Source organism: Halolamina sediminis (assembly GCF_001282785.1).
In the GTDB taxonomy this organism is placed as follows: Archaea; Halobacteriota; Halobacteria; order Halobacteriales; family Haloferacaceae; genus Halolamina; species Halolamina sediminis.
Map to the genome: position 1 here is coordinate 240,216 of NZ_CVUA01000001.1, position 25,745 is coordinate 265,960.

The 25,745-nt window shown below is 70.9% G+C and carries 25 protein-coding genes and 1 tRNA gene; 14 read left to right on the forward strand and 12 right to left on the reverse strand.

Annotation, left to right across the window (positions count from 1 at the left end):
• Nucleotides 1-4: 4 nt before the first annotated feature.
• The 9 genes from BN1959_RS14585 to BN1959_RS01290 form a co-directional block, all read right to left on the reverse strand.
• Entirely contained in the window at nt 5-544 is a 540-nt protein-coding gene (locus tag BN1959_RS14585; RefSeq protein ID WP_154018200.1) for a DUF7261 family protein, read from the reverse strand.
• On the reverse strand, nt 541-948 hold the full coding sequence (locus tag BN1959_RS01255; protein ID WP_053946920.1) for a DUF7262 family protein: 408 nt from the start codon (nt 946-948) through the stop codon (nt 541-543). The genes BN1959_RS14585 and BN1959_RS01255 overlap by 4 nt, the downstream gene beginning before the upstream one ends.
• Complete coding sequence (locus BN1959_RS01260; protein ID WP_053946921.1) at nt 941-1,597, reverse strand: DUF7263 family protein; 657 nt, start codon at nt 1,595-1,597, stop codon at nt 941-943. The genes BN1959_RS01255 and BN1959_RS01260 overlap by 8 nt, the downstream gene beginning before the upstream one ends.
• On the reverse strand, nt 1,594-2,064 hold the full coding sequence (locus tag BN1959_RS01265; protein WP_154018201.1) for a DUF7266 family protein: 471 nt from the start codon (nt 2,062-2,064) through the stop codon (nt 1,594-1,596). The genes BN1959_RS01260 and BN1959_RS01265 overlap by 4 nt, the downstream gene beginning before the upstream one ends.
• Nucleotides 2,061-2,822, reverse strand: a complete 762-nt coding sequence (locus tag BN1959_RS01270; protein ID WP_202594629.1) for a DUF7289 family protein — start codon at nt 2,820-2,822, stop codon at nt 2,061-2,063. The genes BN1959_RS01265 and BN1959_RS01270 overlap by 4 nt, the downstream gene beginning before the upstream one ends.
• On the reverse strand, nt 2,819-4,726 hold the full coding sequence (locus BN1959_RS01275; protein WP_053946922.1) for a type II secretion system F family protein: 1,908 nt from the start codon (nt 4,724-4,726) through the stop codon (nt 2,819-2,821). Before BN1959_RS01275 ends, BN1959_RS01270 begins: the two co-directional genes overlap by 4 nt.
• Nucleotides 4,723-6,954: a type II/IV secretion system ATPase subunit gene (locus tag BN1959_RS01280; RefSeq protein WP_053946923.1), complete on the reverse strand. Its 2,232-nt coding sequence runs from the start codon at nt 6,952-6,954 to the stop codon at nt 4,723-4,725. The genes BN1959_RS01275 and BN1959_RS01280 overlap by 4 nt, the downstream gene beginning before the upstream one ends.
• A 121-nt stretch (nt 6,955-7,075) precedes the next feature.
• Nucleotides 7,076-7,780, reverse strand: a complete 705-nt coding sequence (locus tag BN1959_RS01285; RefSeq protein WP_053946924.1) for a DUF7530 family protein — start codon at nt 7,778-7,780, stop codon at nt 7,076-7,078.
• Nucleotides 7,781-8,686 carry an NAD(P)H-binding protein gene (locus BN1959_RS01290; protein ID WP_053946925.1) on the reverse strand — a complete coding sequence of 302 codons (906 nt, stop codon included), beginning with the start codon at nt 8,684-8,686 and terminating at the stop codon, nt 7,781-7,783.
• 152 nt (nt 8,687-8,838) lie between these two features.
• Between BN1959_RS01290 and BN1959_RS01295 the strand changes: the two genes are divergently transcribed.
• Nucleotides 8,839-9,897: a zinc-dependent alcohol dehydrogenase family protein gene (locus BN1959_RS01295; protein WP_053946926.1), complete on the forward strand. Its 1,059-nt coding sequence runs from the start codon at nt 8,839-8,841 to the stop codon at nt 9,895-9,897.
• On the opposite strand, the gene BN1959_RS01300 is transcribed toward BN1959_RS01295, so the two are convergent.
• Nucleotides 9,884-10,933 carry an NAD(P)/FAD-dependent oxidoreductase gene (locus tag BN1959_RS01300; RefSeq protein WP_053946927.1) on the reverse strand — a complete coding sequence of 350 codons (1,050 nt, stop codon included), beginning with the start codon at nt 10,931-10,933 and terminating at the stop codon, nt 9,884-9,886. The two genes, BN1959_RS01295 and BN1959_RS01300, sit on opposite strands and share 14 nt — an antisense overlap.
• A gap of 128 nt (nt 10,934-11,061) precedes the next feature.
• Between BN1959_RS01300 and BN1959_RS01305 the strand changes: the two genes are divergently transcribed.
• From BN1959_RS01305 to BN1959_RS01340, 8 genes are all read left to right on the forward strand, one after another.
• Nucleotides 11,062-12,027 (forward strand): DUF4129 domain-containing protein, encoded by a 966-nt coding sequence (locus tag BN1959_RS01305; RefSeq protein WP_053946928.1) that lies wholly within the window; start codon nt 11,062-11,064, stop codon nt 12,025-12,027.
• Nucleotides 12,024-12,584 carry a DUF7269 family protein gene (locus tag BN1959_RS01310; protein WP_053946929.1) on the forward strand — a complete coding sequence of 187 codons (561 nt, stop codon included), beginning with the start codon at nt 12,024-12,026 and terminating at the stop codon, nt 12,582-12,584. Before BN1959_RS01305 ends, BN1959_RS01310 begins: the two co-directional genes overlap by 4 nt.
• Complete coding sequence (locus tag BN1959_RS01315; protein WP_053946930.1) at nt 12,581-13,855, forward strand: DUF58 domain-containing protein; 1,275 nt, start codon at nt 12,581-12,583, stop codon at nt 13,853-13,855. The genes BN1959_RS01310 and BN1959_RS01315 overlap by 4 nt, the downstream gene beginning before the upstream one ends.
• A gap of 55 nt (nt 13,856-13,910) precedes the next feature.
• Complete coding sequence (locus BN1959_RS01320; RefSeq protein ID WP_053949289.1) at nt 13,911-14,405, forward strand: DUF7519 family protein; 495 nt, start codon at nt 13,911-13,913, stop codon at nt 14,403-14,405.
• A gap of 41 nt (nt 14,406-14,446) precedes the next feature.
• Nucleotides 14,447-14,531, forward strand: a tRNA-Ser gene (locus BN1959_RS01325).
• 201 nt (nt 14,532-14,732) lie between these two features.
• Nucleotides 14,733-15,845 (forward strand): ABC transporter substrate-binding protein, encoded by a 1,113-nt coding sequence (locus tag BN1959_RS01330; RefSeq protein ID WP_053946931.1) that lies wholly within the window; start codon nt 14,733-14,735, stop codon nt 15,843-15,845.
• Nucleotides 15,846-15,915: 70 nt separating this feature from the next.
• Nucleotides 15,916-16,152 (forward strand): hypothetical protein, encoded by a 237-nt coding sequence (locus BN1959_RS01335; protein WP_053946932.1) that lies wholly within the window; start codon nt 15,916-15,918, stop codon nt 16,150-16,152.
• A gap of 12 nt (nt 16,153-16,164) precedes the next feature.
• Complete coding sequence (locus tag BN1959_RS01340; RefSeq protein ID WP_053946933.1) at nt 16,165-17,715, forward strand: TrkH family potassium uptake protein; 1,551 nt, start codon at nt 16,165-16,167, stop codon at nt 17,713-17,715.
• A gap of 4 nt (nt 17,716-17,719) precedes the next feature.
• Here BN1959_RS01340 and BN1959_RS01345 read toward each other — a convergent pair whose 3' ends face one another.
• Complete coding sequence (locus BN1959_RS01345) at nt 17,720-18,562, reverse strand: fructosamine kinase family protein (protein ID WP_053946934.1); 843 nt, start codon at nt 18,560-18,562, stop codon at nt 17,720-17,722.
• Between the two features lie 190 nt (nt 18,563-18,752).
• On the opposite strand from BN1959_RS01345, the gene BN1959_RS01350 reads away from it, so the two are divergent.
• Complete coding sequence (locus BN1959_RS01350; RefSeq protein WP_053946935.1) at nt 18,753-20,627, forward strand: PAS domain-containing protein; 1,875 nt, start codon at nt 18,753-18,755, stop codon at nt 20,625-20,627.
• Between the two features lie 70 nt (nt 20,628-20,697).
• Here BN1959_RS01350 and BN1959_RS01355 read toward each other — a convergent pair whose 3' ends face one another.
• On the reverse strand, nt 20,698-21,465 hold the full coding sequence (locus BN1959_RS01355) for a Nif3-like dinuclear metal center hexameric protein (protein ID WP_053946936.1): 768 nt from the start codon (nt 21,463-21,465) through the stop codon (nt 20,698-20,700).
• Between the two features lie 147 nt (nt 21,466-21,612).
• Here BN1959_RS01355 and BN1959_RS01360 point away from each other — a divergent pair, with 147 nt between their 5' ends.
• Genes BN1959_RS01360 through BN1959_RS01375 form a run of 4 tightly spaced genes read left to right on the forward strand, consistent with a single transcriptional unit; the run spans nt 21,613 to nt 25,721 of the window.
• Nucleotides 21,613-22,221, forward strand: a complete 609-nt coding sequence (locus tag BN1959_RS01360) for a nitrous oxide reductase accessory protein NosL (RefSeq protein WP_053946937.1) — start codon at nt 21,613-21,615, stop codon at nt 22,219-22,221.
• A 1-nt stretch (nt 22,222) separates the two neighbouring features.
• Nucleotides 22,223-24,160: a NosD domain-containing protein gene (locus BN1959_RS01365; protein ID WP_053946938.1), complete on the forward strand. Its 1,938-nt coding sequence runs from the start codon at nt 22,223-22,225 to the stop codon at nt 24,158-24,160.
• Entirely contained in the window at nt 24,157-24,897 is a 741-nt protein-coding gene (locus BN1959_RS01370) for an ABC transporter ATP-binding protein (protein ID WP_053946939.1), read from the forward strand. The genes BN1959_RS01365 and BN1959_RS01370 overlap by 4 nt, the downstream gene beginning before the upstream one ends.
• Complete coding sequence (locus BN1959_RS01375) at nt 24,897-25,721, forward strand: ABC transporter permease subunit (RefSeq protein ID WP_053946940.1); 825 nt, start codon at nt 24,897-24,899, stop codon at nt 25,719-25,721. The genes BN1959_RS01370 and BN1959_RS01375 overlap by 1 nt, the downstream gene beginning before the upstream one ends.
• Nucleotides 25,722-25,745 lie beyond the last annotated feature (24 nt).

Genomic DNA, 25,745 nt, shown 5'->3' on the forward strand with positions numbered 1-25,745 from the left:
CCAGTCAGCCGTCGGCCCGAACGACGACCGTCAGCGCCGTCTCCCCGCGGCCGTCGACGACACTGATGTCGTACGCGACCGCCAACAGGTGCGTCTCGCCCGCTCGCTCCTGCACCACCATCCCGCCGATCGCCTCACAGTCGCCGAACAGCCGTCCCGAGTCGCTCGGGCAGTGCTCCGTTGCCCACGCGTCCGCGGCGCTTTCGTTGCGCTCGATCCGAACCGCGACCCCCCGTTTCACCTGCGCGGCCTCGATATCCCGCTCCCGTGGCGCGAGCGACGCGTTCACCTGTGCGACCGCGCCGGCCCGACCCTCCCACGGGTGGCCGACCGTTTCGCCGCCGGCGTCGTACACCGCGCGTTCGAGCAGGCGGACCGTCTCGCTTCCGGGCGTTTCGGGCGCCGTCGACGCCGCCACGTCCTCGTGATACCCCAGTTGGAGGTACGCAAACCCCAGCGGGATCAGCGCCAGCGCCAGCATCGCCGCCGCGACGAGCACCGTCTGCCCGCGGTCGCTCCCCCGAACCCGCGTTCCTCGTCTCACGCGTACCACACCCGAATTATCACCCGGCCACCAACGGTCGGGACCGTCGCGCGGCCAGTCGGCACACCGGTCGGACGCCGGAAGCCGACGGCGCCGTGTGGGGTCTCGACCCGGTACATGAGGTTCTCCGGCAGGATCCGCTCGACGCGGTGGGCGAGCGCCGCCCGCTCGCGCTCGAACCCCGACTCGGACTGCGTCACCTCCGAGAGCCGAGTCAGCCCGCCGTGCTGGGGCGGCTCGCGGGAGAGCACCGTCCCGGCGTCCTCCGCGTAGCGGTCGAGCTGGGCCTCGTCGACACCGGCGGCGGGCAGCCCGAGCGCGAACGTCGCCGTCGCCGCAAACAGCAGCAGCACCCCGACGCCGGCCTCCACCATCGTGAGCGAGAGCTGGCCGCGGTCAGCCATCGACGGTCACCCGGAGAGTGGCTTTCTCGGTTCGCAGCGGCCGGGACTCGATGCCGACCTGTGCCGTGCCGCCCTCGAAGTCGAGCGTGACCGTCTCGTACCGCGAGGGTTCGACGACGAACTGCCCCACGAGCCCGCCGGGATCGTGGAGCACGACCCGGCCGTTGGCCCGGACCGTCTCAACCGTCGATCCGGGGCCGAACGTCAGTTCGACGCGGTCGGTCCGACGGGGAAGCGTGAGCCCGTCACCGTCGCCGACGGCGACCGATCGCGAGCGCGTCGTCCGCTCGGCGACGAGCACCACTCGCTCGACGGTCGTCCCGGTGGGATCACCGCGTTCGAGTATCGTCTCCCCATCGAGCCGGACTCGGACCGAGCGGTTCGCGACCGGCGGGGCGAGCGCGCCGAGGTCGGACAGCGAGAGCGCCTCGACCGCCCCTCGGTCGAGCACGTTCTCCCGGACGGTCGTCGCGTCGGCGCTCACGAGCCGTTCGGCCGCGGCGCCCGCGGCGCGGCGCTCGCCGGCCTCGCGGTCGGCACCCGCCAACGCCCCGTCGGCGATCACCAGCCCCAGCGCCGTCGCCGACACCAGCGCGGTGAGCGCGACCGCCAGCGAGAGCAGGTTCGCCTGCCCGCGGGCGTCGCTCATCGCTCACCCCCGAGCTCCGCGCGTGCAGTGAGTTCGACGGACATCCCCCCGCGATCGCCGGTGACGACCACCACGGCGTCGTCGCTGCTCCGCCACGCGCCGTCGACCGACTCGACGCGGTCGGGGAGTGCGAGCCGGGCGCGAGCGTCGACGGCTGCGGCGGGGTGATCGAGCACCAGCGTCCGGTTCTCGACGGCGATCCGGTAGTTCTCGCCCCGGATCGACCGTGGGAGGTCGACGCCGTGGACGGTCCGCACGTCCCTCGCGGCCGGCGGCACCGCGTTCTCGACTCGCTCGGCCGCTGCGACGACCGCACGATCGCCGACTTCGGCGCCGACCGCGTCGCGGTAGTCGGGCACCGCACCGCCGTACAGCGCGGTCGTCATCACGCCGACGAACAGCAGGACGATCCCGACCTCCAGCGCCTTCCCGACCGCCGGCGTGACCGCTCGATCGTCCGAGATCACGTCTCCACCCCCAGTTCGGTCTCGTGGACCACGAGATACCCCGTCCGCTCGCCGGGGAACGCGGCGACGACGCTCCCGTGCTCGTCGCCGGCGAACGTCCGGCGGCTCGCGCTCGCGTTCGTCTCGGCGAAGTAGCGCTCCCACGCACCCGGCGTCGCGGTTTCGACCGCGAGGCGGTACTCGCCGCGGCCGAGTTTACGGCGGTCGTGGCCCGTGTCGGTTCGCAGTGTCGCCGACACGCCCTCCCCGGCGACCGAGGCGGTGCCGTTCGCGTTCAGGACGGGGAGCCCGACGAGCAGGAGCCCGTCGCCGGTCGCGATCGGCGGCGTCTCGTCCAGTATCGAGGCGTTCCCCTCCCCGCGGGCGACGGCGCCGGCGAGGAACGTCACCCGGTGATCGCCCGCCTCGAACACGATCGCGCCGACTTCGTGCTCGGCGACGACGCCGTCGCCGTCGAGCAGTCTGACCGTCCGTGGCTCGACGGTCAGGCGCCCCTCGCCGAACGCGAGGTCGTGACGCTCTACGCCCGTCGACTTCGAAGGGTCGATCGCCGCGAGCGAGTCGGTCACGCGGTCGGCGTCGGCCGCCGCGGCGTTGCTCTCGACGACGCTCCCGACACCCGCGGTGAGCGCGCCCATCGAGATCGTCGTGATCGCGAGGAGGAGTGCGACACCGACGACGTGCGACTGCGCGCGGCGGCATGGAGTGCTGTCGCCGCCGCGCTGCGATTGTGCTCGACGGCACGCCCCGTCGCTCACGCCAGCCCCACCCCCGCAAACACCGCGGCGGTCAGCCCGGCCAGCAGGCTGGAGTGCAGCAGCGCGTCGTAGGGACCGCGGCTGGCCATCCCCGCGAACCAGCCCGCGGCGATCGAGGTCGCGACGGCGACGACCGCGAACCGGAACCGCTCGCGTTCGGGCTGGATCGCGTTCGGATCCAGCGCGAACCCGGCGGAGCCGGGCATCGCCGACAGCTGGCTGAACCCATCGAGCACGTAGAGGTCGACGGCGAGGACGATCGCGACGACGAGCAGCGCCGTCACCCAGCCGACGCCGACGTACACCGCGAGATCGCTCCGCAGCGCCTTCTTCTCGTGATGCAGCTGTCCGACCTCGGTCTGGAGCGTCTCGAACACCGATTCGGTGTCGCTGCCGGCGTCGAGCGCGCCCGTCACTAGCCCCATCGTCTGGGCCGCGAGCGGCGTGCCCACCCGGTCGACGAACCGCGACAGCGCCGCAGTCCGGCGGTCCGTCCCGTCGGGGCTGTCCGACAGCGAGAGGTCGAACGCCAGCGACGCCACGTCCCCCTGTAGCGGGCCGAGATCCACGTCCTCGGCCACCAGCTCGACCGCCTCGCCGAACGGCCGCCCGAGCCCGACGTGGCCCGAGACGGCGTGGACGAACTCCTGTATCTCCCGGTCTTTCGCGTCGTCGATCCGCGCGCGGCGGACCGCGACGGCGCCGACCGGGACGCCCCACGCGACGTAGCCCGCGAGCAGCGAGCCGAGGGGATGGATCCGAGCGACGTGTCCCGCACCGATTCCCACGAGTGCCAGCGGCGCGAGCACGAGCGCGGCGCTCGCGGGGTTGGTCGCCGCCGAGCGCAGCGTCGCGATCGCCCCCCCGGGTCGGCTGTACGTCACTTGCCGCTCGGTGGGCCGGAGGTGCCCGACCGTCGCCGCCGCGCCGGCACCGACGACCAGAACGAACCCGGCGGCGCCGTAAATCAGCGCCGCACGCTGGGTGACCGACCCCAACGGCGTCGATATCGGTGCCGAGAGCCCCGGCGCGAGCACGCTCATCACGGTGAGCACGACCACCAGCAGCGCGGGCATCACGAGCAGCACGACGAACAGCTCCGCGACCAGTTCGAGGAACCCCTCGTTGCGTCGCTGGGCCTGCGAGCGCTGGTGGCCGAGCATCCGAGCCTCGAGGCCGAGGTAGTTCGCGAGCGCGTCGCCGCCCTGCTCGCTGTGCTCGCGGAACTTCAAGAGGAAAGGGGCGAGTGTGTCTCGGGAGGGCGTGTCGCGGGCGACCCGGCGAAGCCCCTCGTCCAAACTACCGGTGAGTGCGGCGGTGTTGAGCACCTTCCGCGCCGCGACTGCGGTCTCGCCGTAGGCGTCGTTTTCGGCGACTTTTCGGAGCATCGCTCGGGGCCCGTCGGCGCCGGAGGAGAGCGCGTGGAGGTAGCGGGCGGCGCCGGGGAGCGTGCGCTCGATGTCGGCCTTCCGGGCGCTGGCCAGCCAACCGAGGTAGCGACCGCCGAGCGCGATCACGCTGCGGCGGCTCACGACCCCGACAAACGTTCCGACGACGGCGCCGACGAGCAGGCGGGGCGGTCGTGGAGCGACGCCGACGGGCGCGACCCGCGCGAGCAGTCCCGCGACCGCGTCGTACGTGCCGGGCGGCGCCGCAAGCGCAATCGTGAGTGTCGGCACGACCGCCAGCACCGCCGCCAACCACGCGAGCCCGTGAAGTCGGGCGACGTACACGTCGAAGCCGACCCCGAGGTCGGTGCCACGGTACTGCTCGCGGTGAGCGCTGTGGCGCGCGGCGTCGGCCTCGCTCGCGAACAGCGTGTACAGCGTCCGGTCGAGCGCCGAGAGGCGAGAGGACGTGGCGTCGGCGTCGACCGCGCTGGGGGGACCGCGCTCGGTGCTCATCGTTCGTCCTCCTCGTCGCCGCCGTCGGCGACCGCGGTCCGCCGGAGGCGTTCGACCGTCGCCGCCTCGTCGGTCCGGAGATCCGCGAGCAGGTCGAACAGCTCGTCGAACTCCCGGACGCCCTCGTCGTCGAGGAACTCGACGTAGCGACGCTTCCGCCGGAACTCCTGCTCGACCGCGTCGGGCGAGCGATCGGTCGCGGCGGCGATCCGGTGGAACAGCCGGAACCCGCGGTCGTCGGGGGTCGCGGGGTCGGTCGGCCCGGAGAGGGTGAACGCCCCGGCAACGTCGCGGGCGAACACCTCGTTGACGTGGATCGTCGTGTCGCCCTTCTCGATCACCTCTCCCGCGCCGGGCGGGAGCTTCTCGGCCTGTTCCGGCGAGAGGAACTCGACCGCCCGGGCGACGTAGCGATCGCCGCCGGAGCGGTGCGGGAAGACGACGAGGTCGATCTCTTCGAGCAGGTAGGCGGGGACGCCCTGTTCGACTACCCGGTTCACGAGCGTCCGGACGTCCTCGGCGTGGGTGGTGCCGACGACGCCGTGGCCAGTGTTGACTGTCTCGGCGAACGTCTCGAAGCTCTCGGGCGTGTTGATCTCCGCGATCACCTCCGTGTCGGGGTTGAGGTAGTTCGACTCGGTCATCAGGTTCGCCATCGTGACACGCTTGTACTCGCTCTCGTGGTCCCGCGTCGTCAGCGAGACGCCGGTCTCGTGGGGCAGGCGGACCTCTCGCGACCCTTCGTCGATCGACACCGGCCGGTCGTCGTAGGGGACGAACGGCATATGCGCGTTCATCAGTGTCGTCTTCCCCACCCCGGTCGGCCCGGAGAACAGCACCACGCCCTGATGCTCGTAGCAGAGCCAGAGCAGCGCGACGAGATCGGCCGACAGCGTGTCGTTCCGGAGCAGGTCGACGGGCGTCATCGTCTCGGCGGCCTGCTTCCGGATGGAGACGTGCGGGCCCCCCTCGCTGATGACCGGCAGCGCGACCGCACATCGCACCGTCTCGGCGACGCCCGACGGGTCGAGGTTCACCTTCGCGCTGGGGTTCGAGGCGTCGAGTTCGACCCCGTCGCTCGCCGCGAGCTGGGTAACGACGTTGACGAAGCTGCTCTCGGTATCGAATGCGAGGTTCGTCGGCACCCGGCCACCGCCGGCGATCTCGGTTCTCGGGACGACTTTCACGCGTTCGCCGACGCGGTTGGCTTCGATGTCCTCCAGGTTCGGGTCCCGGATCGGCACTGTCAGCGGCCCCTCGCCGACGTAATCCCGGAGAACGTGGTAGACGAGGTCGTCCAGCCGATCCGCCGCGTAGCGATCGTCGACCGGCGGCAGCCCCACGCCGAGATCCGCCAGCGCCGACCGGATCCGGTAGCGTGCCGACGCCAGCCACTCGCGGGTGTTGCGGCCGGTCAGTCGTCGGGAGAGCAGCCGCCGTGCGCGCTCGGCGACGAACGCGCGGCGGTCGGTGCCGCCGCCGATCACGTCCTCCGTGCTGGTCTCCCAGACGCGCTCCTTACACTCCTCGATGAGCGCCTCGTCGCCCGGGAGCAGGTCCGGCTCCAGCACCGCGTACCGGGTGGCGAACCGGTCGCTCCCGAGCATGCCGTCGCGGTAGACGACGACAGGGACGGGGTAGCCCGCGAACTCGACCTCGTAGCGCCGCAGCCGCTCGGCGGCCACCCGGTCGACGAACGCGCTGTCGGCGTCGAGATCGGTCACTGCGGGTGCGAAGTCGGTGGTGTGGACCACGAGGCTGCCGTCGGCGGCCGCCTCGCTGTCGGCGACACCCACCTCGTCGTCGAGCGCCAGCGGCGTGGCGTCGCCGAGCAGGCGGAGATCCCGAAGCGCGTGGTAGTGCAGCCGCCGTCGCGCGCCCGCGCCGCCCGAGAGTAGACCGTCGAGGGCGCGCTCGTACTTGGGCGAGAGCCCCGACTCGGCGCGCTCGACGGCGCCTTGCCGCGTGAGAGGCCGCCGGCGCCGGGTCCCGGCGAAGTGGTCGCGGACCCGATCCAGTTCGGCGCGCTCGCTCGGGGAGAGGGGCGGTTCTCGGGCGTCGTAGGCGAACTCGGCGGTCCGCTCGTCGTCCCCGTTCCGCGAGACGGTGGCGACGACGCCGGGCGTGCTCTCGTACTGGGCGAGCGTGTCGGGGGCGTACCACGCGTCGCCGTGCTGTGGCGGGGCTGGGGCAGGCACGCGGTCGAACCGTGGCTCCGTAGTGGACATGGGGTCTTGGAGACCGTTGTTCCGTTCTCTTGTTTAAGAGTTTTGACGGAGAATTCATCTCTGAAAATATCGGATTTACGCGACCGAGCGTCGTGCGTCGTCGGCTATCGAGAGTCGTCGCTCACTCGCCGGCGCCGACCGCGCGCCGCTGTAGCACCACCGTCGCCGCCGAGACGACGACGACGGCGAACAGGTGGCCGACCACCGCGGCGACGAGCACTGGGTGGCCCAGCACGAACGGCACCATCGCGACCTGTACCCCGGCGAACGCGACGTTGAGCGCGTCGAGGCGTGTCAGCGTCCGCGTCGTCTCGCGGTCGAACCCGTACCGGAGCGCGCGCCAGAGCCCGACGACCGTCGCCCACCAGCAGGCGCCGATCCGGTAGATCACGTCCCAGGTGATCAGTAGCAGCAGCACGATCGCGACGGCAGGCGGCTCCGGGCCCAACAGCTCCGTGACCAACGAGCCGCCGTCCCGCGGATCGACGACGAACACGTACGTCACGAACAGCACGAACGCCATCACACTGAGCGCGAGCTCGATGCTGGAACCGAACAGCAGCCGGCGGTACGTTCTCGGCGGCTGGATCCGGCGGACGGTCCGGCTGAACGTCAGCATCAGCCAGCTCCCCGCGACCGCGACGACGATCGCCGCGGTGCCGGCCGGCACCGCCGTCCAGAGGTCGTACACCGCCGCGACCGCGAGGACGATCGCCTCGAAGACGACGAACTGCGTGAGCAGCGCGGCCCGGTCGGAGAGATCCAGCCCCGGCACCGCGCTCACGAGGCTCTCGTACACCCAGGTCTCTCCTAGATCCGGCGCCATTCAGCGCCCCTCGCCGGCGGCCTCTTCGTCGAGCGCCTGCTCCACGGCCGCCTCGAAGGGGGTTCTCTCGATCGGGACCAGCGACTGGATCCGGTCGTCGGTCACGACCACGTCCGTCGCCATCCCGTCGATCAGCGGGTACGCCACCCCCGCGGGCACGTCGGTGACGAGATCGACCCAGTACGCCGAGAGACGCGGGGTGAGCACCGGCACCGGGACGATCCACGGCTCCCGCCCGATCAGGATCCGGCCGACGGCCGCGAGCATCTCGCGGTAGGTCAGCACCTCCGGGCCGCCGATCTCGAACGTCCCGTCTGCGGTCTCGGGCTCGTCGAGCACGCCCACGAGATACGCGATCACGTCGTCGATCGCGATCGGCTGGACCCGGGTGGACACCCACCGTGGCGTGATCATCACCGGAAGTCGCGAGCCGAGTTGGCGGACGATCCGGAAGCTGGCGCTGCCCGCGCCGACGATGATCGCCGCCCGGAGCACGGTCAGGTCGTACGCCCCGCGGTCGAGCACCGTCTCGACCTCCCGCCGAGATCGCAGGTGGGCCGAGAGGTCGTCGCCGTCGACGCCGAGGCCGCTGAGGTAGAACACGCGGTCGACGCCGGCCCGCTCGGCCGCGTTCGCGAAGTTGCGTGCCCCCCGCCGGTCGCGCTCCTCGAAGCCGCGACCGCCGCCCATCGCGTGGATCAGGTAGTAGGCGGCGTCGACGCCCGCCAGCGCCTCGTCCAGCCCCGACGGCTCCAGCACGTCGCCCTCGAACACGGTCACGCCCTCCGGGGCGTCGTACGTCGATCGGTCCCGGACGAGCGCCGATACGTCGTGGCCGGCCTCGAGCAGCGCCGGGACCAGCAGCCCCCCGACGAACCCGGTCGCCCCCGTGACGAGAACGTTCATGCGGGAGAGAGGGCTCGGAGGCGTTTAGGTGCTGTGACGGTGTTGACACCCTCGACTCGCCTACCGTTCCCGGGAGTTGAACGCGGGACCGAACTCGCCTCAAACCACCCCCACCGACAACCCTACCCACACCCCACTCCAACCCCGCCCAAATGCGCGCCGCAGTGCTCCGCGAGTACGGCGAACCGCTCGACGTGACCGAACTGTCCGACCCCGAGCCCGGGCCCGACGGCGCCGTCGTCGAGGTCGAGGCGTGCGGGATCTGTCGGAGCGACTGGCACGCCTGGCAGGGCCACGGCGAGTGGGCCGACGATCAGGTGCCGCTGGACTACGTGCTCGGCCACGAGCCGGCGGGTCGGGTCGTCGCGGTCGGGGAGGACGTCGACCGCGTCGCGGTCGGCGACCGCGTGGTCGTCCCGTTCAGCCTCGGCTGCGGGGGCTGTGGGGAGTGCCGGACCGGCCACGGGAACACCTGCGAGGACGGCCTCGCGCTGGGGTTCGAGTCAGACGTGCCCGGCGCGTTCGCCGAGAAAGTGGGCGTCCCCCACGCCGACCACAACCTCCAGACGCTGCCCGACGGCGTGAGCTTCCGGGACGTGGCCGCGGTCGGCTGCCGGTACATGACCGCGTTCCACGCGCTTTCCCACCGCGCCGACGTGGGCGGCGGCGACTGGGTCGCGGTCCACGGCTGCGGCGGCGTCGGGCTCTCGGCGGTCCAGATCGCCGACGCGCTCGGCGCGCGACCGATCGCGGTCGACGTGAGCGACGCCGCGCTCGCCCGCGCCGCGGACGTAGGCGCGAGCGAGACGGTCGACGGGAGCAACGCGGACGCAGTTGAGCGAATCCACGAGCTCACCGACGGCGGCGCTGCGGTCAGCCTCGACGCGCTCGGCCGCGCGGAGACCGCGCGGAACTCGGTCCGCTGTCTGCGCTCCCGCGGCACCCACGTGCAGGTGGGGCTGACGACCGACGCCGAGAAGGGCGAGGTGTCGCTGCCGACCGACTGGATGACCCGCTGGGAGATCGACTGGCTCGGCTCGCGGGGGATGCCGCCCGCGCGCTTCGAGGAACTGCTCGCGATGGTCGACGACGGCACGCTCGACCCGGGCGCGCTCGTCGGCCGCGAGGTGGGGTTGGAGGACGTCTCCGCCCGGCTGGCGGCGATGACCGACTACGACACCGACGGGATCGAGATCCTCACCTTCGAGTAGCCGTCGCGAGCGCCTCGCCCACCTCCAGTCCGTTCTCCAGCGCGGCGTGGAGGCGGGCCTCGCCGGCAACCCAGTCGCCCGTACAGTACAGCCCTTCGGCCTCGGCGGCGTCGAGCGGACCGGCGAGCGCGCCGTCCTCGGGCAGTGCGTAGCGCCACCCCTGGTCGTCGGTCCAGTCGGGGTCGGCCAACCGCTCGTCGCCGACGATCTCGCTGGCGTGGGTCGCGAGCGCGTCGACGTTCGCCGCCGGGTCGTCGTCGTAGTGCTCGACCGACCAGTCGTGGTTGGCCTGCACTACCAGCAGCGACTCGCCGTCGGGGACGTGGCCGGGCTTGCACGCCTCGCGGGAGAGCCACCCGACCTCGTGCTCCTTGTCCGTGTTGACGAGCGCGTAGTACGGCAGGTCGAGTTCGAAGGGGTAGTGGAGCACGGCGGTCCAGATCGTCCGGAACGGCACGTCCGAAACCGCCGCGACCAGCGACTCCCGAACCGGCGACTCCCACTCGGCCCCGCGAAGCAGCTCGGCGGTCTGGGGCGCGGGCGGGTTCAGGACCACGGCGTCGAAGGGGCCCCACACCTCGCCGTCCGTGTCGACGAGCGTCCACGTCTCGGCTGCCGAATCGCGCCGCAGCGTCTCGACCCGCGTTCGACGGTGGATCTCGGCGTCGGTTCGGCCGAACAGCCGCTTGGCGATCTGTGTCAGCCCCTCTCGGTAGGACCACTTGTTACCGTCCGACTCCCGGCCCGGCTGTACCTCGCCGGTCTCGTCGAACGTGTAGATCCGTTCGGTCACGTCGACGAGGCCGTCGTCGTCGAGCGTTCGAGTCAGGAGTTCGCTCACGCGATCGCTGTCGGACGTGACGTAGTTCGCGCCGTAGTCGTACCGTAGCTCGCCGTGTCGGCGGGTCGCCGCGCGGCCACAGAGCCCGCCGGACTTCTCCAGGACGGTCACGTCGGCGTTCGGCAGCGCATCGTCGAGGACGAACGTCGCGGCGGCGGCCGCGCTCCCGGCGCCGACGACTCCGATCTCGGGCATACCGGGCCGTTCGGGCGCCACACGTATCAAGCGGGCCGGTGCCGGCACGCTCGGCGCAGTCGGCGTTCCCTACGACGATCGCTTTCGTCAACGAAACCACTATACCTCGGTTGTTACAACCACGCACCGTGCAGCGGGACACTGCAGTCGCGATCGTCCTCGCCCTCCTCGCCCTCCTCGCGATCGGCGCCGCGGGTGCGACGCTGGAGAACCCCGCCGAGACCGACTCCGGCTCCGGCATCGGGTCCGGGAGCGGGAGCGGCTTCGGGAGCGGGAGCGGTGGGAGCGGTGACGGCAACGCGAGCTCGGCGACCGGCGGCAGCCCCATGCAACTCGGCGGACAGGTCGGCGGTGCCTGTATCACCGTCCTCCAGACCCTCTCGGCGAAGCTGCTACTGTTCGGCTCCGTCGTCGTGTTCGCGGGCTACGTGTGGTGGCGAACCGACTCGCCGGGAATGGGGCTCGTGACGGCCGTTCTCTACGGACCGATCGTCTACATGCTCTGGTACGCGCTCGGGACCTGCCAGACGATCCAGGAAGCGTCGCCGGCGGGACAGACGGCCAACCAGACCCGGACCGCAAACGGGAGCGCCGGCGGCAGCGGCGGGCTCGGCAGCGCCGCGGAGACGGCGACCAGCCAGCCGTCGGTCCTGCTCGTGGTCGTACTCGTCGTGCTGGTGCTCGCGGCGATCGTACTGCTGTACGTCGCGTCGGCCGACGACATCGTCAACTCACAGGTCGACCGCGAGCCCGACGACGAGGAGGAAGTGAGCGACATCGCGGCGGTCGGCCGGCTCGCCGGCGAGGCCGCCGACCGGATCGAGGCCGGCGACGCCTTCGACAACGAGGTGTTCCGCGCCTGGGTCGAGATGACCACCCACCTCGCGGTCGAACACCCCGAGTCCTCGACGCCGGCGGAGTTCGCGACCGCAGCCGTCGAGGCCGGGATGGAGCCGGACGACGTGCGCGAGCTCACCGACCTGTTCGAGGAAGTGCGGTACGGCGATCAGAAAGTCACCGACGAACGCGAAAAGCGCGCGACTGCGGCGCTCCGACGGATCGAGGACAGCTACGCCGAGGAGGGCGAGGAATGAGGCGTGCCCTCGCCGGCCTCGGCGCCGTCGCGGTGCTCGTGGGGCTGTTCGTCTCGTTCCAGCAGGAGTTCGCGGGGCTGTTCCCCGGCAACTGGATCTTCGTGTTGCTGATCGCGGTCGCCGCCGGGATCCAGTCGGTGAGCACCGTCCTCGCCCGGCGCCGGACGCCGATCTACGAGACGGAGACCGGCGACCCCGAGCGGCGCTACGAGGCGCCGACACCCGGCGACGATCTCCACGAGCTGATGGGCTTTGCGAGCAACCGCTCCCGCGGCGCCAACCGTTCCCGCGATCAGGTTCGCGAACGCCTCGTCGCGGTCGCGGCCGCGGCCATCGCCGACGCCGAGGGGTGTCCCGAGAGCGAGGCGCACGACCGCATCGAGGACGGCGAGTGGACCGACGACCCGGTCGCGGCGTGGTTCCTGAGCCGGGACGTGGGGCTCGCCCCCGCCGAGCGCGCGCGCCTGCTCGCGGCGGCGCCGTTCTCGCAGTACGAGGCGGCGTTCGATCGGACGGTTCGGGTCGTCGACGAGATCGCGTCCGGGGGTGGCCGATGAGCGCCGTCGACGCCGTCGACACCGAGCACTGGGCGGGGATCGGCGCGTTGGCGTTCGTCGCGTTCGCGTTCGGGCTGCCGTTCCAGCGGCCCGCGCTGTTCCTCGTCGCGCTGGTCGGCGTGGGGTTCTCGGCGTACGCCCGGCTCGGCGATGCCCCGCCGGCCGCCCTCAGCGTCGAACGGGAGCTGTCCGAGGAGTCGCCGACGCCAGACGCGGAGGTCACGGTGACCGTCACCGTCGAGAATGAGGGGAGTGCGACGCTGCCGGATCTCCGGCTGATCGACGGCGTACCGCCGGGGCTCTCCGTCACCGACGGCGCCGCGCGGCTGGGCACTGCACTCCGGCCGGGCAAGCGCGCGACGTTCAGCTACACCGTGACGACGAGCCGCGGGCGCCACGAGTGGCAGCCGCTGACGGCGGTGGTCCGCAACGCCAGCGGCTCGCAGGAACGTACCGTCGAGGTCGAGGCGACGACGACGATGCGCTGTCTCCCGACGCTCGAAGCCAGCAGCGACCTCCCCCTGCGCGGGCTCACGACGCCGTACTCCGGCCGGGTCGCGACCGACGTGGCCGGCTCCGGGCTGGAGTTTCACTCCACCCGGGAGTACCGGCAGGGCGACCCGCTCTCGCGGGTGGACTGGAACCGCTACGCCCGGAGCGGCGAGCTCTCGACGGTGTCGTTCCGCGAGGAGCGGGCGGCGACGGTGGTGCTGCTGATCGACAGCCGGGAGGAGGCGTACCGCACGCCGGACGAGGAGACGCCCAACGCCGTCGAGCGGAGCGTCGAGGCCGCGGGCGAGGCGTTCTCGGCCCTACTCTCGACGGGCGACCGGGTGGGGATCGCGAGCTTCGGGCCCGAGGAGTGCTGGCTCGCACCTGCGACGGGCGAACAGCACCGCGCGACCGCCCGCCGGCTGCTCGCGGATCACGCGGCGTTCTCGGTCTCCCCCGCCGAGGGGCCGTTCTACCCCTCGATCTCGCTGCGACGACTCCGCCGGCGGCTCCCGGCGGACGCACAGATCGTGCTGTTCAGTCCCGTCACCGACGACTACATCGCGTCGGTCGCCGAACGGCTCGACGCCTACGGCCACCAGCTCACGCTGATCAGCCCCGATCCGACGATCGACGACACCGCCCCCCACCGGCTCGCCCGGCTCGAACGTGACACGCGCCTCCGCGGGCTCCGGAGCCACGGCATCCGGGTGATCGACTGGGGCGAGCGCCCGCTCGCGGTCGAACTGGCGCGGGCGACCCGGAGGTGGTCTCGATGACCAGCGCTCCTCGAGCCCACAAGACCGCTCGCCGTTGCGAGCGGAGGTGGTCTCGATGACCGAAATCACCCGCGAGCCGTCCCGCTTCGGCATCGCCGTCTCGGCCGGGTTCGCGCTGCTGTCGATCACCGCGACGGCGCTGGTGGTGCCGACCGCCGCCGCGATCTCGGGGCTCGGACTGCTCGTGCTTGTCGCGGGGCTGGGGCGGGCGTCGCGTCGGCTGGTCACCAACGGTGGCGGGCTCCTGCTGCTCGGCGTGCTGTACGCCGGCTACACCGGTGCGCCGCCGCTGCCGGTGCTGATCGGCGCGCTGTTCGGCGTGCTCGCGTGGGACGCCGCCAGCAACGCCGTCTCCGTCGGCGAGCAGCTGGGGAAGGAGACCGACTCGACCCGGGGGGAGGTCGTCCACGTCGTGTCGTCGTTCCTCGTCGGCAGCCTCGCCGTCGCCGTCGGCTTCGGCGTGTACGTCGCCGCCGCGGGCGGGCAGCCGATCGCGTCGGTGTTCCTGCTGGTCGCCGGCGCGGTCGCGCTGGTGAACGCGTTACGCTGAACCGTAACCGATTAACCGCAGCACGTCCGACGGTTAGCTGAGCCGAGGTAGCCTAGCCTGGCCAAGGCGGTAGATTCGAAATCTACTGTCCTCACGGACTCAGGGGTTCAAATCCCCTCCTCGGCGTTTCTGTGGTACAACGTGCTCAGCCCGGAGCGTCGGCTCCGGCCACGGCGCCGTACGCAGTCGAAGCCGTCCGAGGGATTTTGAGCCCTGTCTGAAGCTCTGTACCCGCTCCGAGCACCGCCCGTACCTCTCCACGACCTCGCACTTTTGGCCCGCCTAAACTTCGACGGGCTTTTACACGATTAGGTCGGCCTAATCCGTATGGACGACCGACCGAAGTCGACGCGTCGAGCGTATCTCGCAAGCGGTGCCGTCGTCGCTAGCGGGCTGCTGGCGGGCTGTGCCGGCGGCGACGGAACCGACACGCCGGCCGGCAACGGCGGCAGCTACACCGTCTCGATGGAGCCGGTGGGGGAGGTCGAGTTCGACGGCGTCCCCGAGACGTGGGTCGCCAACAACGGAAGCTGGGCTGACATGGGGATCGCGCTGGGCCAAGCGCCGCCGGAGGCGCTGTGGCTTACCAGCCGCTACCACACCCAGTACTACGACGAGATCGACGGCGTGCGCGTCGACACCGAGGGGATGACCGACCTCTATCAGGACGGGGTGGACAAGGAGCTGTTCTACGAGCTCGGTGCCGACGTCCACGTCGTCGACCCGAACTTCCTCATGAACCGCTTCAGCGGCTGGGAGCAGGAGGATGTCGACGAGATCGAGGAGAACGTCGGCCCCTTCTTCGGCAACAGCATCTTCTCGACCGGCTACGGCTGGCACGAGGAGTACCAGTACTACGATCTCTACGAGGCGTTCGAGAAGCTCGCAGAGGTGTTCCAGGAGACCGACCGCTACGACGCGTTCACGGACCTGCACTCGGAGTTCCAGTCGAACGTCGAAGGGGCCGTCCCCGCCGAGAGCGAGCGTCGGGAGGCGGCAGTCGTCTGGGCCGCCGGCAACGAGCCCGAGTCGTTCTCGCCGTACATCGTCGGCGAGGGGACGAGCTTCAAGCACCTCCGCGAGTTGGGCGTACAGGACGCCTTCGCGGACACCGAGGTGCGCGACTTCCACAGCAACCGCAGCGAGGTCGACTACGAGACGCTGCTCGAAGTCGACCCCGAGGTGTTGCTCTGTCGGGGTCACGAGCACCAGACCGCCGAGGAGTTCCGGAACACCGTCGTCTCGTTCATGGAGAACCACGACGTTGCCAGCGACCTGACCGCGGTGAAGAACGGCGACGTCTACCGCGCCGGCCCGCTGTACCAGGGGCCGATCACACATTTCGTCGTCACCCAGCGACTGGCCGAGGACCTCTACGACGTCGACGGACAGCTGTACGACGCCGGCCGCGTGAGCGACATCGTCGCCGGCGAGTTCTAGGCGTTCGGTCGCTTGACACTCGGAGCCCCCGCACACGGGGTTTGATAGTCCCGCCCCGAGAACGACCAGTATGAGCACCGAAGAGCCGACCGAGCAGTGCTACACCGAGATCGTCTCTCGGCTCGGGGGGGGAGAGCGCGAGACGATCGCGGAGGCGGCGGCGCTGCTCGCGAGCACCGCCGACCGGATGGCCCAGGTCGAGAGCGACGACGGGGCCGAGGGGATGGCGGTCGAACTCCGGCGGATCGCGGACGAGCAGGCCCGGATCGAAGAGATCGCCCTCTCGCCCCGATCGGGTGCGAACTGACGCCGTCGTTCGATGGGTCTGGATCTGAACACGTACGTCGAGTACCGAGTGAGCCTCGGCCTCGTCGGCCGCGTCCTCCAGTACATCGGCCTCGCCCCGCTGATCCCGTTGCTGGCCGCACTCTACTACGGCGAGAGCCCCGTCCCCTTCGTCGCGACCAGCGCGGTCATGCTCGCGGTCGGGCTGCTGTTCGAGCGCGTGCTCGGCCACGAGGGCGAACTCGGCCGTCGCGAGGCGTTCCTGCTGGTCAGCCTCGCGTGGCTGGTCGTCCCGCTGGCGGGCACCGTCCCCTATCTCGTCGCCGGCACCGGGACGGTCGCGTCGCCGGTCAACGCGCTGTTCGAGTCGATGTCGGGGTTTACGACCACCGGTGCGACCGTGCTGGGGGCGATCTCCGTCGACCGCCACGGCCACGCGATGCTGTTGTGGCGCCAGCTCACCCAGTGGCTCGGCGGGATGGGGATCCTCGTCCTCATGGTCGCGATACTGCCCGAGATATCCGTCGGGGGCGCACAGGTGATGAACCAGGAGGCGCCGGGGATCTCGCTGGACAAACTCACGCCCCGCATTCAGGAGACCGCCCGCGCGCTCTGGGGCATCTACGCAGGCTTCACGCTGCTCGCCGCGCTGGTGTACGCCGCGCTCGGCGCCGTCGGCGTCGCGCCGAACATGGACCTCTACAATGCCGTCGCCCACGCGCTCACCACGCTCCCGACCGGCGGTTTCTCGCCGGAGCCACGCAGCGCCGAGGCGTTCGTCCCCGCGATCCAGTGGGCGATGATGCCCTTTATGCTGATCGCCGGGACCAACTTCGCGCTGTTCTGGCACGTGTTCCGGGGGAAGCCACGCCACCTGACCGACAACGCGGAGTTCCGTGCGTACCTGCTCGCCGTCCTCGGCGTCGGCGCGGTCGTCTCCGCGGTGCTGTACCTCGGTGTCGGGATCGCCGAGGCGCCGGCGAACGTCGACGCGATCGCGGGCAACGTCGAGAACGCGCTCCGACAGGGACTGTTCCAGACGATCGCGATCGTCACCACCACCGGCTACGCCAGCATGGACCTCAACACGTGGGACGCCTCGGCGCAGACGATCCTGCTGTTCGCGTACTTCCTCGGCGGCTCCGCCGGCTCGGCCGCGGGGTCGATCAAGATCGTCCGCTGGGTGATCGCCAAGCGGGCGACCGACCGATCGCTGTTCGTCGCCGCCCACCCCGACGCCGTCAGGCCCGTCCGGCTGAACGACGAGGTGGTCGACGAGGAGACGATCCTCGAGGTGTTCGTGTTCGTCGTCCTCTTCCTCGCGCTGTTCGCGCTGGGGACGGTCCTGCTCTACCTCGACAGCCACCGCACGCCGGAGCTGACGCTCTCGGGGCTGGAAGCGATGAGCGCCGCCATCGCGACGCTGGGCAACGTCGGTCCGGGGTACGGTCCCGTGGGGCCGATGGACAGCTTCCTGCCGTTCTCCGACGCCGCGAAGCTGTTCATGGTGTTCCTGATGTGGATCGGCCGGCTGGAGGTGCTCTCGGTGCTGGCGATCTTCACGCCGTCGTTCTGGACGCGCTGAGCGGTCAGTAGCCGATCTCCCCCAGCGTCTCCCGGATGGGATCGAGGTACGTCTCCCCGAAGTGACGTAGGTGGACTAACAGCGGCAGGAGTCGGTACACTGGCTGCCGGTCGGCGACGCCGTCGGGCAGCTCCACCTGCTCCCGGTAGCGCTCGCGGAAGGCGTCGCCGCCCGTGTCGGTCCAGTCGATGTAGGCCAGCTCGACCTCCGGATCGGCGTAGTAGCAGGCGGGGTCGAGCAACGCCCGCACGCGCTCGCCGTCGGTCATCAGGTTCTCGGCCCACACGTCGCCGTGGATCAGCGACGGGGTCGGCTCGTGGTCCAGCAGCGACGGCAGGTCCGCAACGAGCGCGTCGATGCGGTCCCGATCGGCGGCCGGAAGGAGCCCCGCCCCGGCTGCGTGCTCGGCCATGGACGCCAGCCGGTGCTCGCCGAAGAACGTCGGCCAGTCCTCGATCCGGGGGTTCGGCAGGTCGAGCCGTCCGGTGAGCGTGTCGATCGGGAAGCCGAACGTCGGCGCCTCGTGGCTGTGCAACGCGGCGAGTCGGTCGGCCAAGTCCCGCTCGACGCTCGGTGTGACCGCCGACCCGCCGTCGACGAACGCCAGCAGGAGCAGGTCCTCGGTCGCGTGGTACACTTCGGGCACCGAGAGCCCGCGTTCGGCGAGGTGGCGGAGCATCCGCGCTTCGATCCGGAGGTCGGTGTCGGCGATTTTCGCGACGACGCGCCGGCCGTCCGCGAGGTCGACGCGGTGGACGCTCCCGACCTCCCCGCCGTCGAGTTCGGTCGCCGAGTCGATGCCCGACTCCGCCCACGACTCGACGGCCCGACGCGTGTCGTTGTTCACGACCGAACGACTCCCGACGGGGAGAAAATCCCACCGTTCGGGCGTCGACGACGACTCCCGCCGTCCGGGGCGCACCCCCCGCAGTCGACCGGCCGCTCTGTCGGTATCGCCGGCAGCGGCGTCCAGCCCCGCGATACGCGATCCGACAGTATAATTATCGACACCCCCTACCCGTACACGAGCGACCACGATGCACGAAGACCCGAACGCGGATGCCGCTTCCGAGGGGTTCCCGACGAGCGGGAGCGAATCCGACAACGTCTACGAGGCGATCTTCCGCGAGATGGAAGACGCCGTCTTTCTGATGGACGTCCGGCGGACCGACGACGACTACCAGTTCGTCTTCCGCCGGAACAACGCCTCACACCAACGCCGAACCGGGCTCTCCGATGACGAACTGCGGGGACAGACCCCGCGGGAACTGCTCGGCGACGAGCAGGGCGCGGCCGTCGCAGCGAACTACCGTGACTGCGCCGAGCAGCGGGAGACAATCGAGTACGAGGAGACGCTCGATCTGCCCGGAGGGACCAGTCGCTGGCAGACGAAGCTCACCCCGGTCGTCGAGGACGGCGAGGTGGCCCAGATCGTCGGGGTCGCTCGGGATATCACCGAGCAGAAACAGCAAGAGGCGGAGCTCCAGCGGGTCTACCGTCGCTTCGAGACGGTCATGGAAACTATGTCCGCGGCGGTGTTCCTGAAGGACACCGAGGGTCGGTATCTCATGATGAACCAGGCGTGCCGTGAACTGTTCAACGTCGAGGACGAGGAGATCGTCGGGCTGACCGACTACGACATCACCCCGCCGGACGTCGCCGAACGGGCCCGGGCGGACGACCGACAGGTCGTCGAGAGCGGCGAGATAATCGAGATCGAGGAGACCATCCCGACGGCCACCGGGAACACGACCCGGATCACGCGGAAGTCGCCAGTGTACGACGACAACGGCGAGATCTCGGCGGTCTGTGGCGTCTCCACCGACATCACCGACCAGAAACGGCGCGAACGGGAGCTCCAGCGCCTCAAGGAGCGCCTCGAACTCGCCGTCGAGGGGGCGAGCCTCGGCATCTGGGACTGGGATATGCGCACCGACGAGGTGGAGTTCAACGATCAGTGGGCCCGGATGCTCGACCACTCCCCCGACGAGGTCGAGCCCGCCCTCGATGCGTGGGAGCAGCGCGTCCACCCCGACGACCTCGAACGCGTCGAAACCGCCCTGAACGCACACATCGAAGGCGAAACCGACCGCTACGATACGGAACACCGCATGCGGACCGCCGGCGGCGAGTGGAAGTGGATCCGCGACATCGGCGAGATCGTCGAACGGAACGCGGACGGCGACCCCGCCCGCGCCGTCGGTATCCACCTCGACATCGACGAACGCAAGGACTACGAGCGCACTCTCGAGCGGCAGCGTGACAACCTCGAAGTGCTCAACCAAGTCGTCCGACACGACGTCCGCAACGCCCTCCAGCTCGTGCTCGCCTACGGCGACATGCTGGAGGAGTTCGTCGAGGAGGAAGGCGACGCGTACCTCCGGAAGATCCTGAAGGCCGGGCGTGAGGCGGTCGACATCACCCAGACCGCCGGCGACGTGACGAAAGTGCTGCTCCGCTCGGAGACCGACCGCACCCCCATCCCGGTCCGCCCCGTCCTCGAGGCGCAGATCGACGACGTCCGCGCCAACCACGAGCGGGCCATCGCCGCCGTCGACGGACCCATCCCGGACGTCGAGGTGTTGGCCGACGACATGCTCGAGTCGGTGTTCCGAAACCTGCTGAACAACGCGGTCGTTCACAACGACAAGGAGCTCCCCGAACTCACCGTCTCGGCCGCCGTCGACGACGACGTGGTCCGGCTCCGTATCGCCGACAACGGCCCGGGTATCCGCGACGAACACAAGGAGCTCATCTTCGAGGAGGGCGAGAAGGGGCTCGACAGTGACGGCACCGGGCTGGGGCTGTACCTCGTCCAAACGCTCGTCGAGCGCTACGGCGGCGACGTCTGGGTCGAGGACAACGACCCGGAGGGCAGCGTGTTCGTCCTCGAGTTGCGCCGCCCGCAGTGACCCGGCCCGACCGGGCGAGCGCCACGTCCCGCGACCTCCCTTCGCCGTCGCGAGTGCTGCCTCCGCCCCGCTAGAGCCCGGTGGGGTGGTCGACGAACACCGTCTCCAGCCCCCACTCCTCGGCAAGCGCCGCCAGCGACCGCACGCCGAACGTCTCGGTCGCGTAGTGGCCCGCCAGCAGGACGTTGATCCCCGCCTCCCGGGCCTCGTGGTACACCTTCCCCTTCCCTTCGCCGGTGATCAGCGTGTCGGCGCCGGCGTCGACAGCCTCGTCCAGCCAGTCGGTGCCGCTGCCGGTGAGCACTGCCACCCGTTCGACCGCCTCGGGGCCGAACGAGAGCGTCTGGACGCCCTCGTCGCCCGTGTCGAGTTCGTCGGCCAGTAGCTCGGAGAGCGCGCCGACCTCGATCGGCTCGTCACGCTCGCCGAGCAGGCCGACGGTCTCGGGGCCGACTTCGCCGAACGGCTCCCGCGCCACGAGGTCGAGCAGGTCGGCGACGCCCGCGGCGTTACCGATCGTCGGGTGGCCGTCGAGCGGCAGGTGGGAGACGTACAGCGGGAGATCGTTGGTGATCAGCGGCTCGATCCGCTCGTACTCGCGGCCGGTCAGGCGGTCCAGCCCGCCCCAGACGATCCCGTGGTGGGTGACCAGCGCGTCCGCGCCGGCGTCGAGCGCGGCGTCGATCGTCGCTGCGGCGGCGTCGACGGCGAACGCGACGGTCTCCAGTTCCCCCTCTCGACTCCCGATCTGCAGCCCGTTGGGGCTGGCGTCCACGTCGGCGTACGCGTCGGTGCGGAGCTCCTCGTCGAGCCTGTCGAAGAAGTCTGCGCGGTCCATGCGAGAGCCGTCGAGCGCGGCCGGCTTGTACTCCCCGACTCGACGCGCTTTCGACTATCGCACCAACACCCCTTTTCGCCGGTAGCGTGTACGTTCACGTACGCGAGCGGTGCCGCCCTACCGAGGCGTCCACCGCCCTACCCGCCCATGAATCCCAGCACCCACGACCGCGCTACCGACTCGGACGCGGCATCGACAGCCAGCAGCTGTACCCGCCGCCACGCGATCGCGGCGACCGTCGGGATCACTGCCGGCCTCGCCGGCTGTCTCGGCGGCGACGGCAGCGACGCGCCCGCAGCGGTGACGCTGCCCGAGGAGGCCACCTGCGACGTGTGTGGGATGGTCATCTCCCAGCACCCGGGGCCGACGGCGGAGATCTTCTACGCCGACCGACGCCCCGGCGGTCACGACAACCCCGCCCGGTTCGACAGCACGTGGGAGGCGTTCCAGTTCGACTTCGAACGCGAGGACTGGTCGCGCGAGGCGTTCTACGTCACGGACTACGCGGCGGTCGACTACGAGATCCGGACCGACGGCGACCAGCAGGTCATCTCGACACACTACGACGCCGCGTCGTTCGTCGACGCGACCACGGTCACGTTCGTCGCCGGCTCGTCCGTCGTCGGCGCGATGGGCGAGGACCTGATCGGCTTCGCCGACGAGGCCGAGGCGGAGTCGTTCCAGGCCGAACACGGCGGGGAGATCGTCGGTTTCGACGAGGTAACCCCAGAACTCCTCTCGACGCTCGGACGCTGAGATGGTCGGCCGCACGCTCCCGCTGACCGCCTTCGTCGCGGTGTTCGTCGTCGCCGTGGTGGTCCTGAGTGCCACTCTCGTCGTTCCCGTCGGCGCGGCCGACGACGTCGAGCCCGTACCGTTCGAGGACACGTTCACGCTTGGCCTCACCGACGAGACGGTGCGCCAGACCGAAGCCCGGGGGTTCTCCATCCCCCGGGTCGAAGTGTACTACTCGGCGTACGAGTACGTGGTCGGCTTCAACAGCGTCGGCGCCTACGTCGCCGAACAGGAGCGAACCGGCCACGACCGGCGCTTCGGCCAGCCCGTCGCGGCGTTCGTCTCGGACTACGCGGGCGCCAACGCCTCGCTCACCGATGACGGCTATCTGACTGCCGAGGGCGAGGTCGACTTCGCTCCCGCGCAGGAAACCGTCGTCGTCGTCGACAGCCGCGCTCGCCTGCCCAGCGGTCCCGTCGCCGTGCCGTTCTCCGATCGCGACGCCGCGGCGGCGTTCGTCGACGCGTACGGCGGGGAGATCGTGCCGTGGAAGGCGGTCCCCGAGCGTGTCACTGCCCGCGACCCGGCGTCCGAATCGGCGCTCCGTGACGCGGTCGAGAACCGCTCGGCGTGGGCGAACGACGCCGTCGCCGCGGCGACCGACCGCGAGCGGCCGACGTCGATCGTCGTCGGCGAGGACGCCGACAGCCTCGAAGCGGCCGTCGCGGCCGCCCCGCCGAACACGACCGTCGAACTCCCGCCGGGCACCTACCGCACGGACGGCCTGCTCGTGAACAAGTCGCTGACGATCGCCGGCGCCGGGAACGCGACGACGATCCGTGGCGACGGCAACGGTACCGTGCTCACGATCGCGGCGCCCCGGACCACCCTCCGGGCGCTCCGAATCGACGGCGTCGGCGACGTGGGGAGCCGCCGGAGCACGCTCAACGAAACAGAGATCGAGGGGCTCAACTGGTCGAAGAACGTCGAACTCGCCTACGGCCGGGGCGACGCCGCGATCCGACTGGTCGACGCCGAGCGCTCGCTCGTCGAGGGCGTCTCGATCGAGACGCCGGCCTCGGGCATCGTCACGCTCGACAGTCGGGGCGCCGTGGTCCGCGAGTCGACGGTCTCGATCGCCGGCGGCACCCAGGAGGGGTTCATGGGGCTGGTCGCGATGTACGAGCCGATCGTCGTCGAACGGAGCCGTTTCACCGGCGGCCGCGACGGCGTCTACACCCACCGTGCCGACGGGATCGTCGTCCGGGACAGCGCCTTCGCCGACAGCCGCTTCGGGATCCACGAGATGTACACCTCCGACTCGCTGCTGCGGAACAACACCGCCCGCGACACGAACGCGGGCATCTTCATGATGACCCGCCCCTCCGGCAACCTCCTCGTCGGCAACGACGTGCGTGACTCCCGGGTCGGCATCTCCACCGCGGGCTCGCGGTCGTACTTCGCGTCGAACGTCGTCGCCGACAACGGACGGGGGTTCAACGTCTACAGCTCGCAGTCGCTGTACGTCCACAACACGGTCGTCGGGAACGACGTTGGGCTCCGGGCCGGCGACGCGCTCGCGACCAACCTCCTCACCGCCAACGACGTCGTCGGGAACGAACGGGCAGCGACGGCCAGCCTCGGCCCGCTACGGGTGTGGACCGTCGGCGATCGCGGTAACTACTGGGGGCCGATCCCGGGCACCGACACCGACGCCGACGGCCACTACGAACGCGGGTTCCGGCCGACCGGCTCGGTCGACGCGCGCGTCCAGTCGACGCCCGGCGCGTGGACGCTCGCGCGCTCGCCGGCGGTCGACCTCGTCCGGACGGTCCAAGAGACCGTCCCGGGGTTGCGCGCGACCGGCGTCGTCGACGTGGCGCCGCGGACGACCCCCGTCCGCCCCGAGCGGCTCGCGGCGCTGCGCGAGTCGCGGAACGCGACGGAGGTGGCCGGATGAGCGAGCCGGTGTTGGGGTTCGAGAACGCCGCCTTCTCCTTCGGCGACGTGACGATCCTCGACGACGCGAGCGTCGCGCTCGAATCGGGGACGTTCGTCGCGCTGGTCGGGCCGAACGGCTCCGGGAAGACGACGGCCCTCGAACTGTTCGCCGGCCTGCGACCGCTCGACGCCGGGACGGTCACCCGCCCGGCGACGGACGGCCGGACCGTCGCCTACCTGCCGCAGTCGCCCCGGTTCCGGCCGGGGTTCACTGTCCGCGAAGTCGTCCAGTTCTACGGCTCGCTGGTCGCGGAGGCGGTCGACGCCGACGCGATCCTCGCCCGGGTGGGGCTGAGTGCTGCCGCCGACCGGCGCGTCGACGAGCTCTCCGGCGGGATGGCACGGCTGCTGGGGCTCGCACAGGCGCTGATCGGCGACCCGCCGGTCGTCGTCCTCGACGAGCCGACTAGCGGGCTCGACCCGGACATCGCCGACCACATCTTCGAGACCGCGGCGACGATGGCCGCCGGGGACCGCCTCGTGCTGACGACCAGCCACGACCTCGAAGCCGTCTCGCGGTACGCCGACCGGGTACTCCTGATCGCCAACGGCGAGTTCGTTCTCGACGGGTCGCCCGCCGCGCTGCTCGAACAGGCCGGCGAAGCGCGACTCCGTGACGTGTTCTCGGCTGCGGTCGCGGGGACCGGTCGGGACGCGGTCGACGTCGACGTGTCGGCCGACGGGGGTGGGGAGTGATGCGCGTTCGCCCCGTCGTCGCCGTGGCGAACCGGGAGGTCCGGACACTGCTGCGGAACCGGGCGCTGTCGGCGGTCGTGGGAGTGTTCGCCGTCGTCGTGATCGGCCTCGGCGGCGCCTCGATGGGCTCGCCCGGTGGCTACGTCTCGCTGACGTACGATCTGCTGTTGCCGGTCGAACTCCTCGTGCCGGTGCTCGCGTTCGCCGTCGCCTTCCAGTCGATCCGTGGGGACGACGAGCGGGGGACGCTCTCGATCCTCCGGACGTACTCGGTCTCGCGCCCCGAGTACGTCCTCGGAGTGTTCGTCGGTCGTGCGCTCCCGGCGTTCGTCGCCGTCGTCGCGGCGCTCGCGGCCGCCGGCGTCGTCGCGAGCCTCGGGGCCCCGGAAACCTCGTCGTTCCTGGCGACGCACTCGGCCGGCGACACGCCGCTGGTCTACGCCCGGTTCGTACTCCTCGCCGGCTGGTACACCCTCGCGACGGTCGCGTTCGTGCTCGCGGGCTCCGCGCTCGCCCGGACCGACCGCGAGGCGCTCGCGGCGGGCATCGGGGCCGTCGTGGTCGTGGCGTTCGTGGCCGACCTCGCGCTCGTGGCGCTGCTGACGACGGGGTTCGTCGGCGACCTGATCGGCGTGCTGGTCGGGCTGGCGCCCGCCAGCGCGTTCCGCGGCCTCGTGCTCGAACTCGTGATCCGTCCCGCCATCGCGACGGATCCGGGGGTCGCGACGGCGCACCCGGTGGTCAGCGCGTTCGGACTCGCGGGCTGGACCGTGATCGCGTTGGCAGCCGCCGCCGCGGCGGTCTGGCGCCCGGTCGAACGGTAGACGCGTCGGGGGCGTCGACGCGGA

What these genes read in the sequence shown, in the direction of transcription:
- BN1959_RS01340 (WP_053946933.1), top strand. Translation starts at nt 16,165, where the DNA reads ATGGGTCTGGATCTGAACACGTACGTCGAGTACCGAGTGAGCCTCGGC.
- BN1959_RS01300 (WP_053946927.1), bottom strand. Translation starts at nt 10,933, where the DNA reads ATGCCCGAGATCGGAGTCGTCGGCGCCGGGAGCGCGGCCGCCGCCGCG.
- BN1959_RS01370 (WP_053946939.1), top strand. Translation starts at nt 24,157, where the DNA reads ATGAGCGAGCCGGTGTTGGGGTTCGAGAACGCCGCCTTCTCCTTCGGC.
- BN1959_RS01255 (WP_053946920.1), bottom strand. Translation starts at nt 948, where the DNA reads ATGGCTGACCGCGGCCAGCTCTCGCTCACGATGGTGGAGGCCGGCGTC.
- BN1959_RS01320 (WP_053949289.1), top strand. Translation starts at nt 13,911, where the DNA reads ATGACCGAAATCACCCGCGAGCCGTCCCGCTTCGGCATCGCCGTCTCG.
- BN1959_RS01280 (WP_053946923.1), bottom strand. Translation starts at nt 6,954, where the DNA reads ATGTCCACTACGGAGCCACGGTTCGACCGCGTGCCTGCCCCAGCCCCG.
- BN1959_RS01310 (WP_053946929.1), top strand. Translation starts at nt 12,024, where the DNA reads ATGAGGCGTGCCCTCGCCGGCCTCGGCGCCGTCGCGGTGCTCGTGGGG.
- BN1959_RS01275 (WP_053946922.1), bottom strand. Translation starts at nt 4,726, where the DNA reads ATGAGCACCGAGCGCGGTCCCCCCAGCGCGGTCGACGCCGACGCCACG.
- BN1959_RS01375 (WP_053946940.1), top strand. Translation starts at nt 24,897, where the DNA reads ATGCGCGTTCGCCCCGTCGTCGCCGTGGCGAACCGGGAGGTCCGGACA.
- BN1959_RS01360 (WP_053946937.1), top strand. Translation starts at nt 21,613, where the DNA reads ATGAATCCCAGCACCCACGACCGCGCTACCGACTCGGACGCGGCATCG.
- BN1959_RS01365 (WP_053946938.1), top strand. Translation starts at nt 22,223, where the DNA reads ATGGTCGGCCGCACGCTCCCGCTGACCGCCTTCGTCGCGGTGTTCGTC.
- BN1959_RS01330 (WP_053946931.1), top strand. Translation starts at nt 14,733, where the DNA reads ATGGACGACCGACCGAAGTCGACGCGTCGAGCGTATCTCGCAAGCGGT.
- BN1959_RS01285 (WP_053946924.1), bottom strand. Translation starts at nt 7,780, where the DNA reads ATGGCGCCGGATCTAGGAGAGACCTGGGTGTACGAGAGCCTCGTGAGC.
- BN1959_RS01315 (WP_053946930.1), top strand. Translation starts at nt 12,581, where the DNA reads ATGAGCGCCGTCGACGCCGTCGACACCGAGCACTGGGCGGGGATCGGC.
- BN1959_RS01290 (WP_053946925.1), bottom strand. Translation starts at nt 8,686, where the DNA reads ATGAACGTTCTCGTCACGGGGGCGACCGGGTTCGTCGGGGGGCTGCTG.
- BN1959_RS01335 (WP_053946932.1), top strand. Translation starts at nt 15,916, where the DNA reads ATGAGCACCGAAGAGCCGACCGAGCAGTGCTACACCGAGATCGTCTCT.
- BN1959_RS01355 (WP_053946936.1), bottom strand. Translation starts at nt 21,465, where the DNA reads ATGGACCGCGCAGACTTCTTCGACAGGCTCGACGAGGAGCTCCGCACC.
- BN1959_RS01260 (WP_053946921.1), bottom strand. Translation starts at nt 1,597, where the DNA reads ATGAGCGACGCCCGCGGGCAGGCGAACCTGCTCTCGCTGGCGGTCGCG.
- BN1959_RS01350 (WP_053946935.1), top strand. Translation starts at nt 18,753, where the DNA reads ATGCACGAAGACCCGAACGCGGATGCCGCTTCCGAGGGGTTCCCGACG.
- BN1959_RS01295 (WP_053946926.1), top strand. Translation starts at nt 8,839, where the DNA reads ATGCGCGCCGCAGTGCTCCGCGAGTACGGCGAACCGCTCGACGTGACC.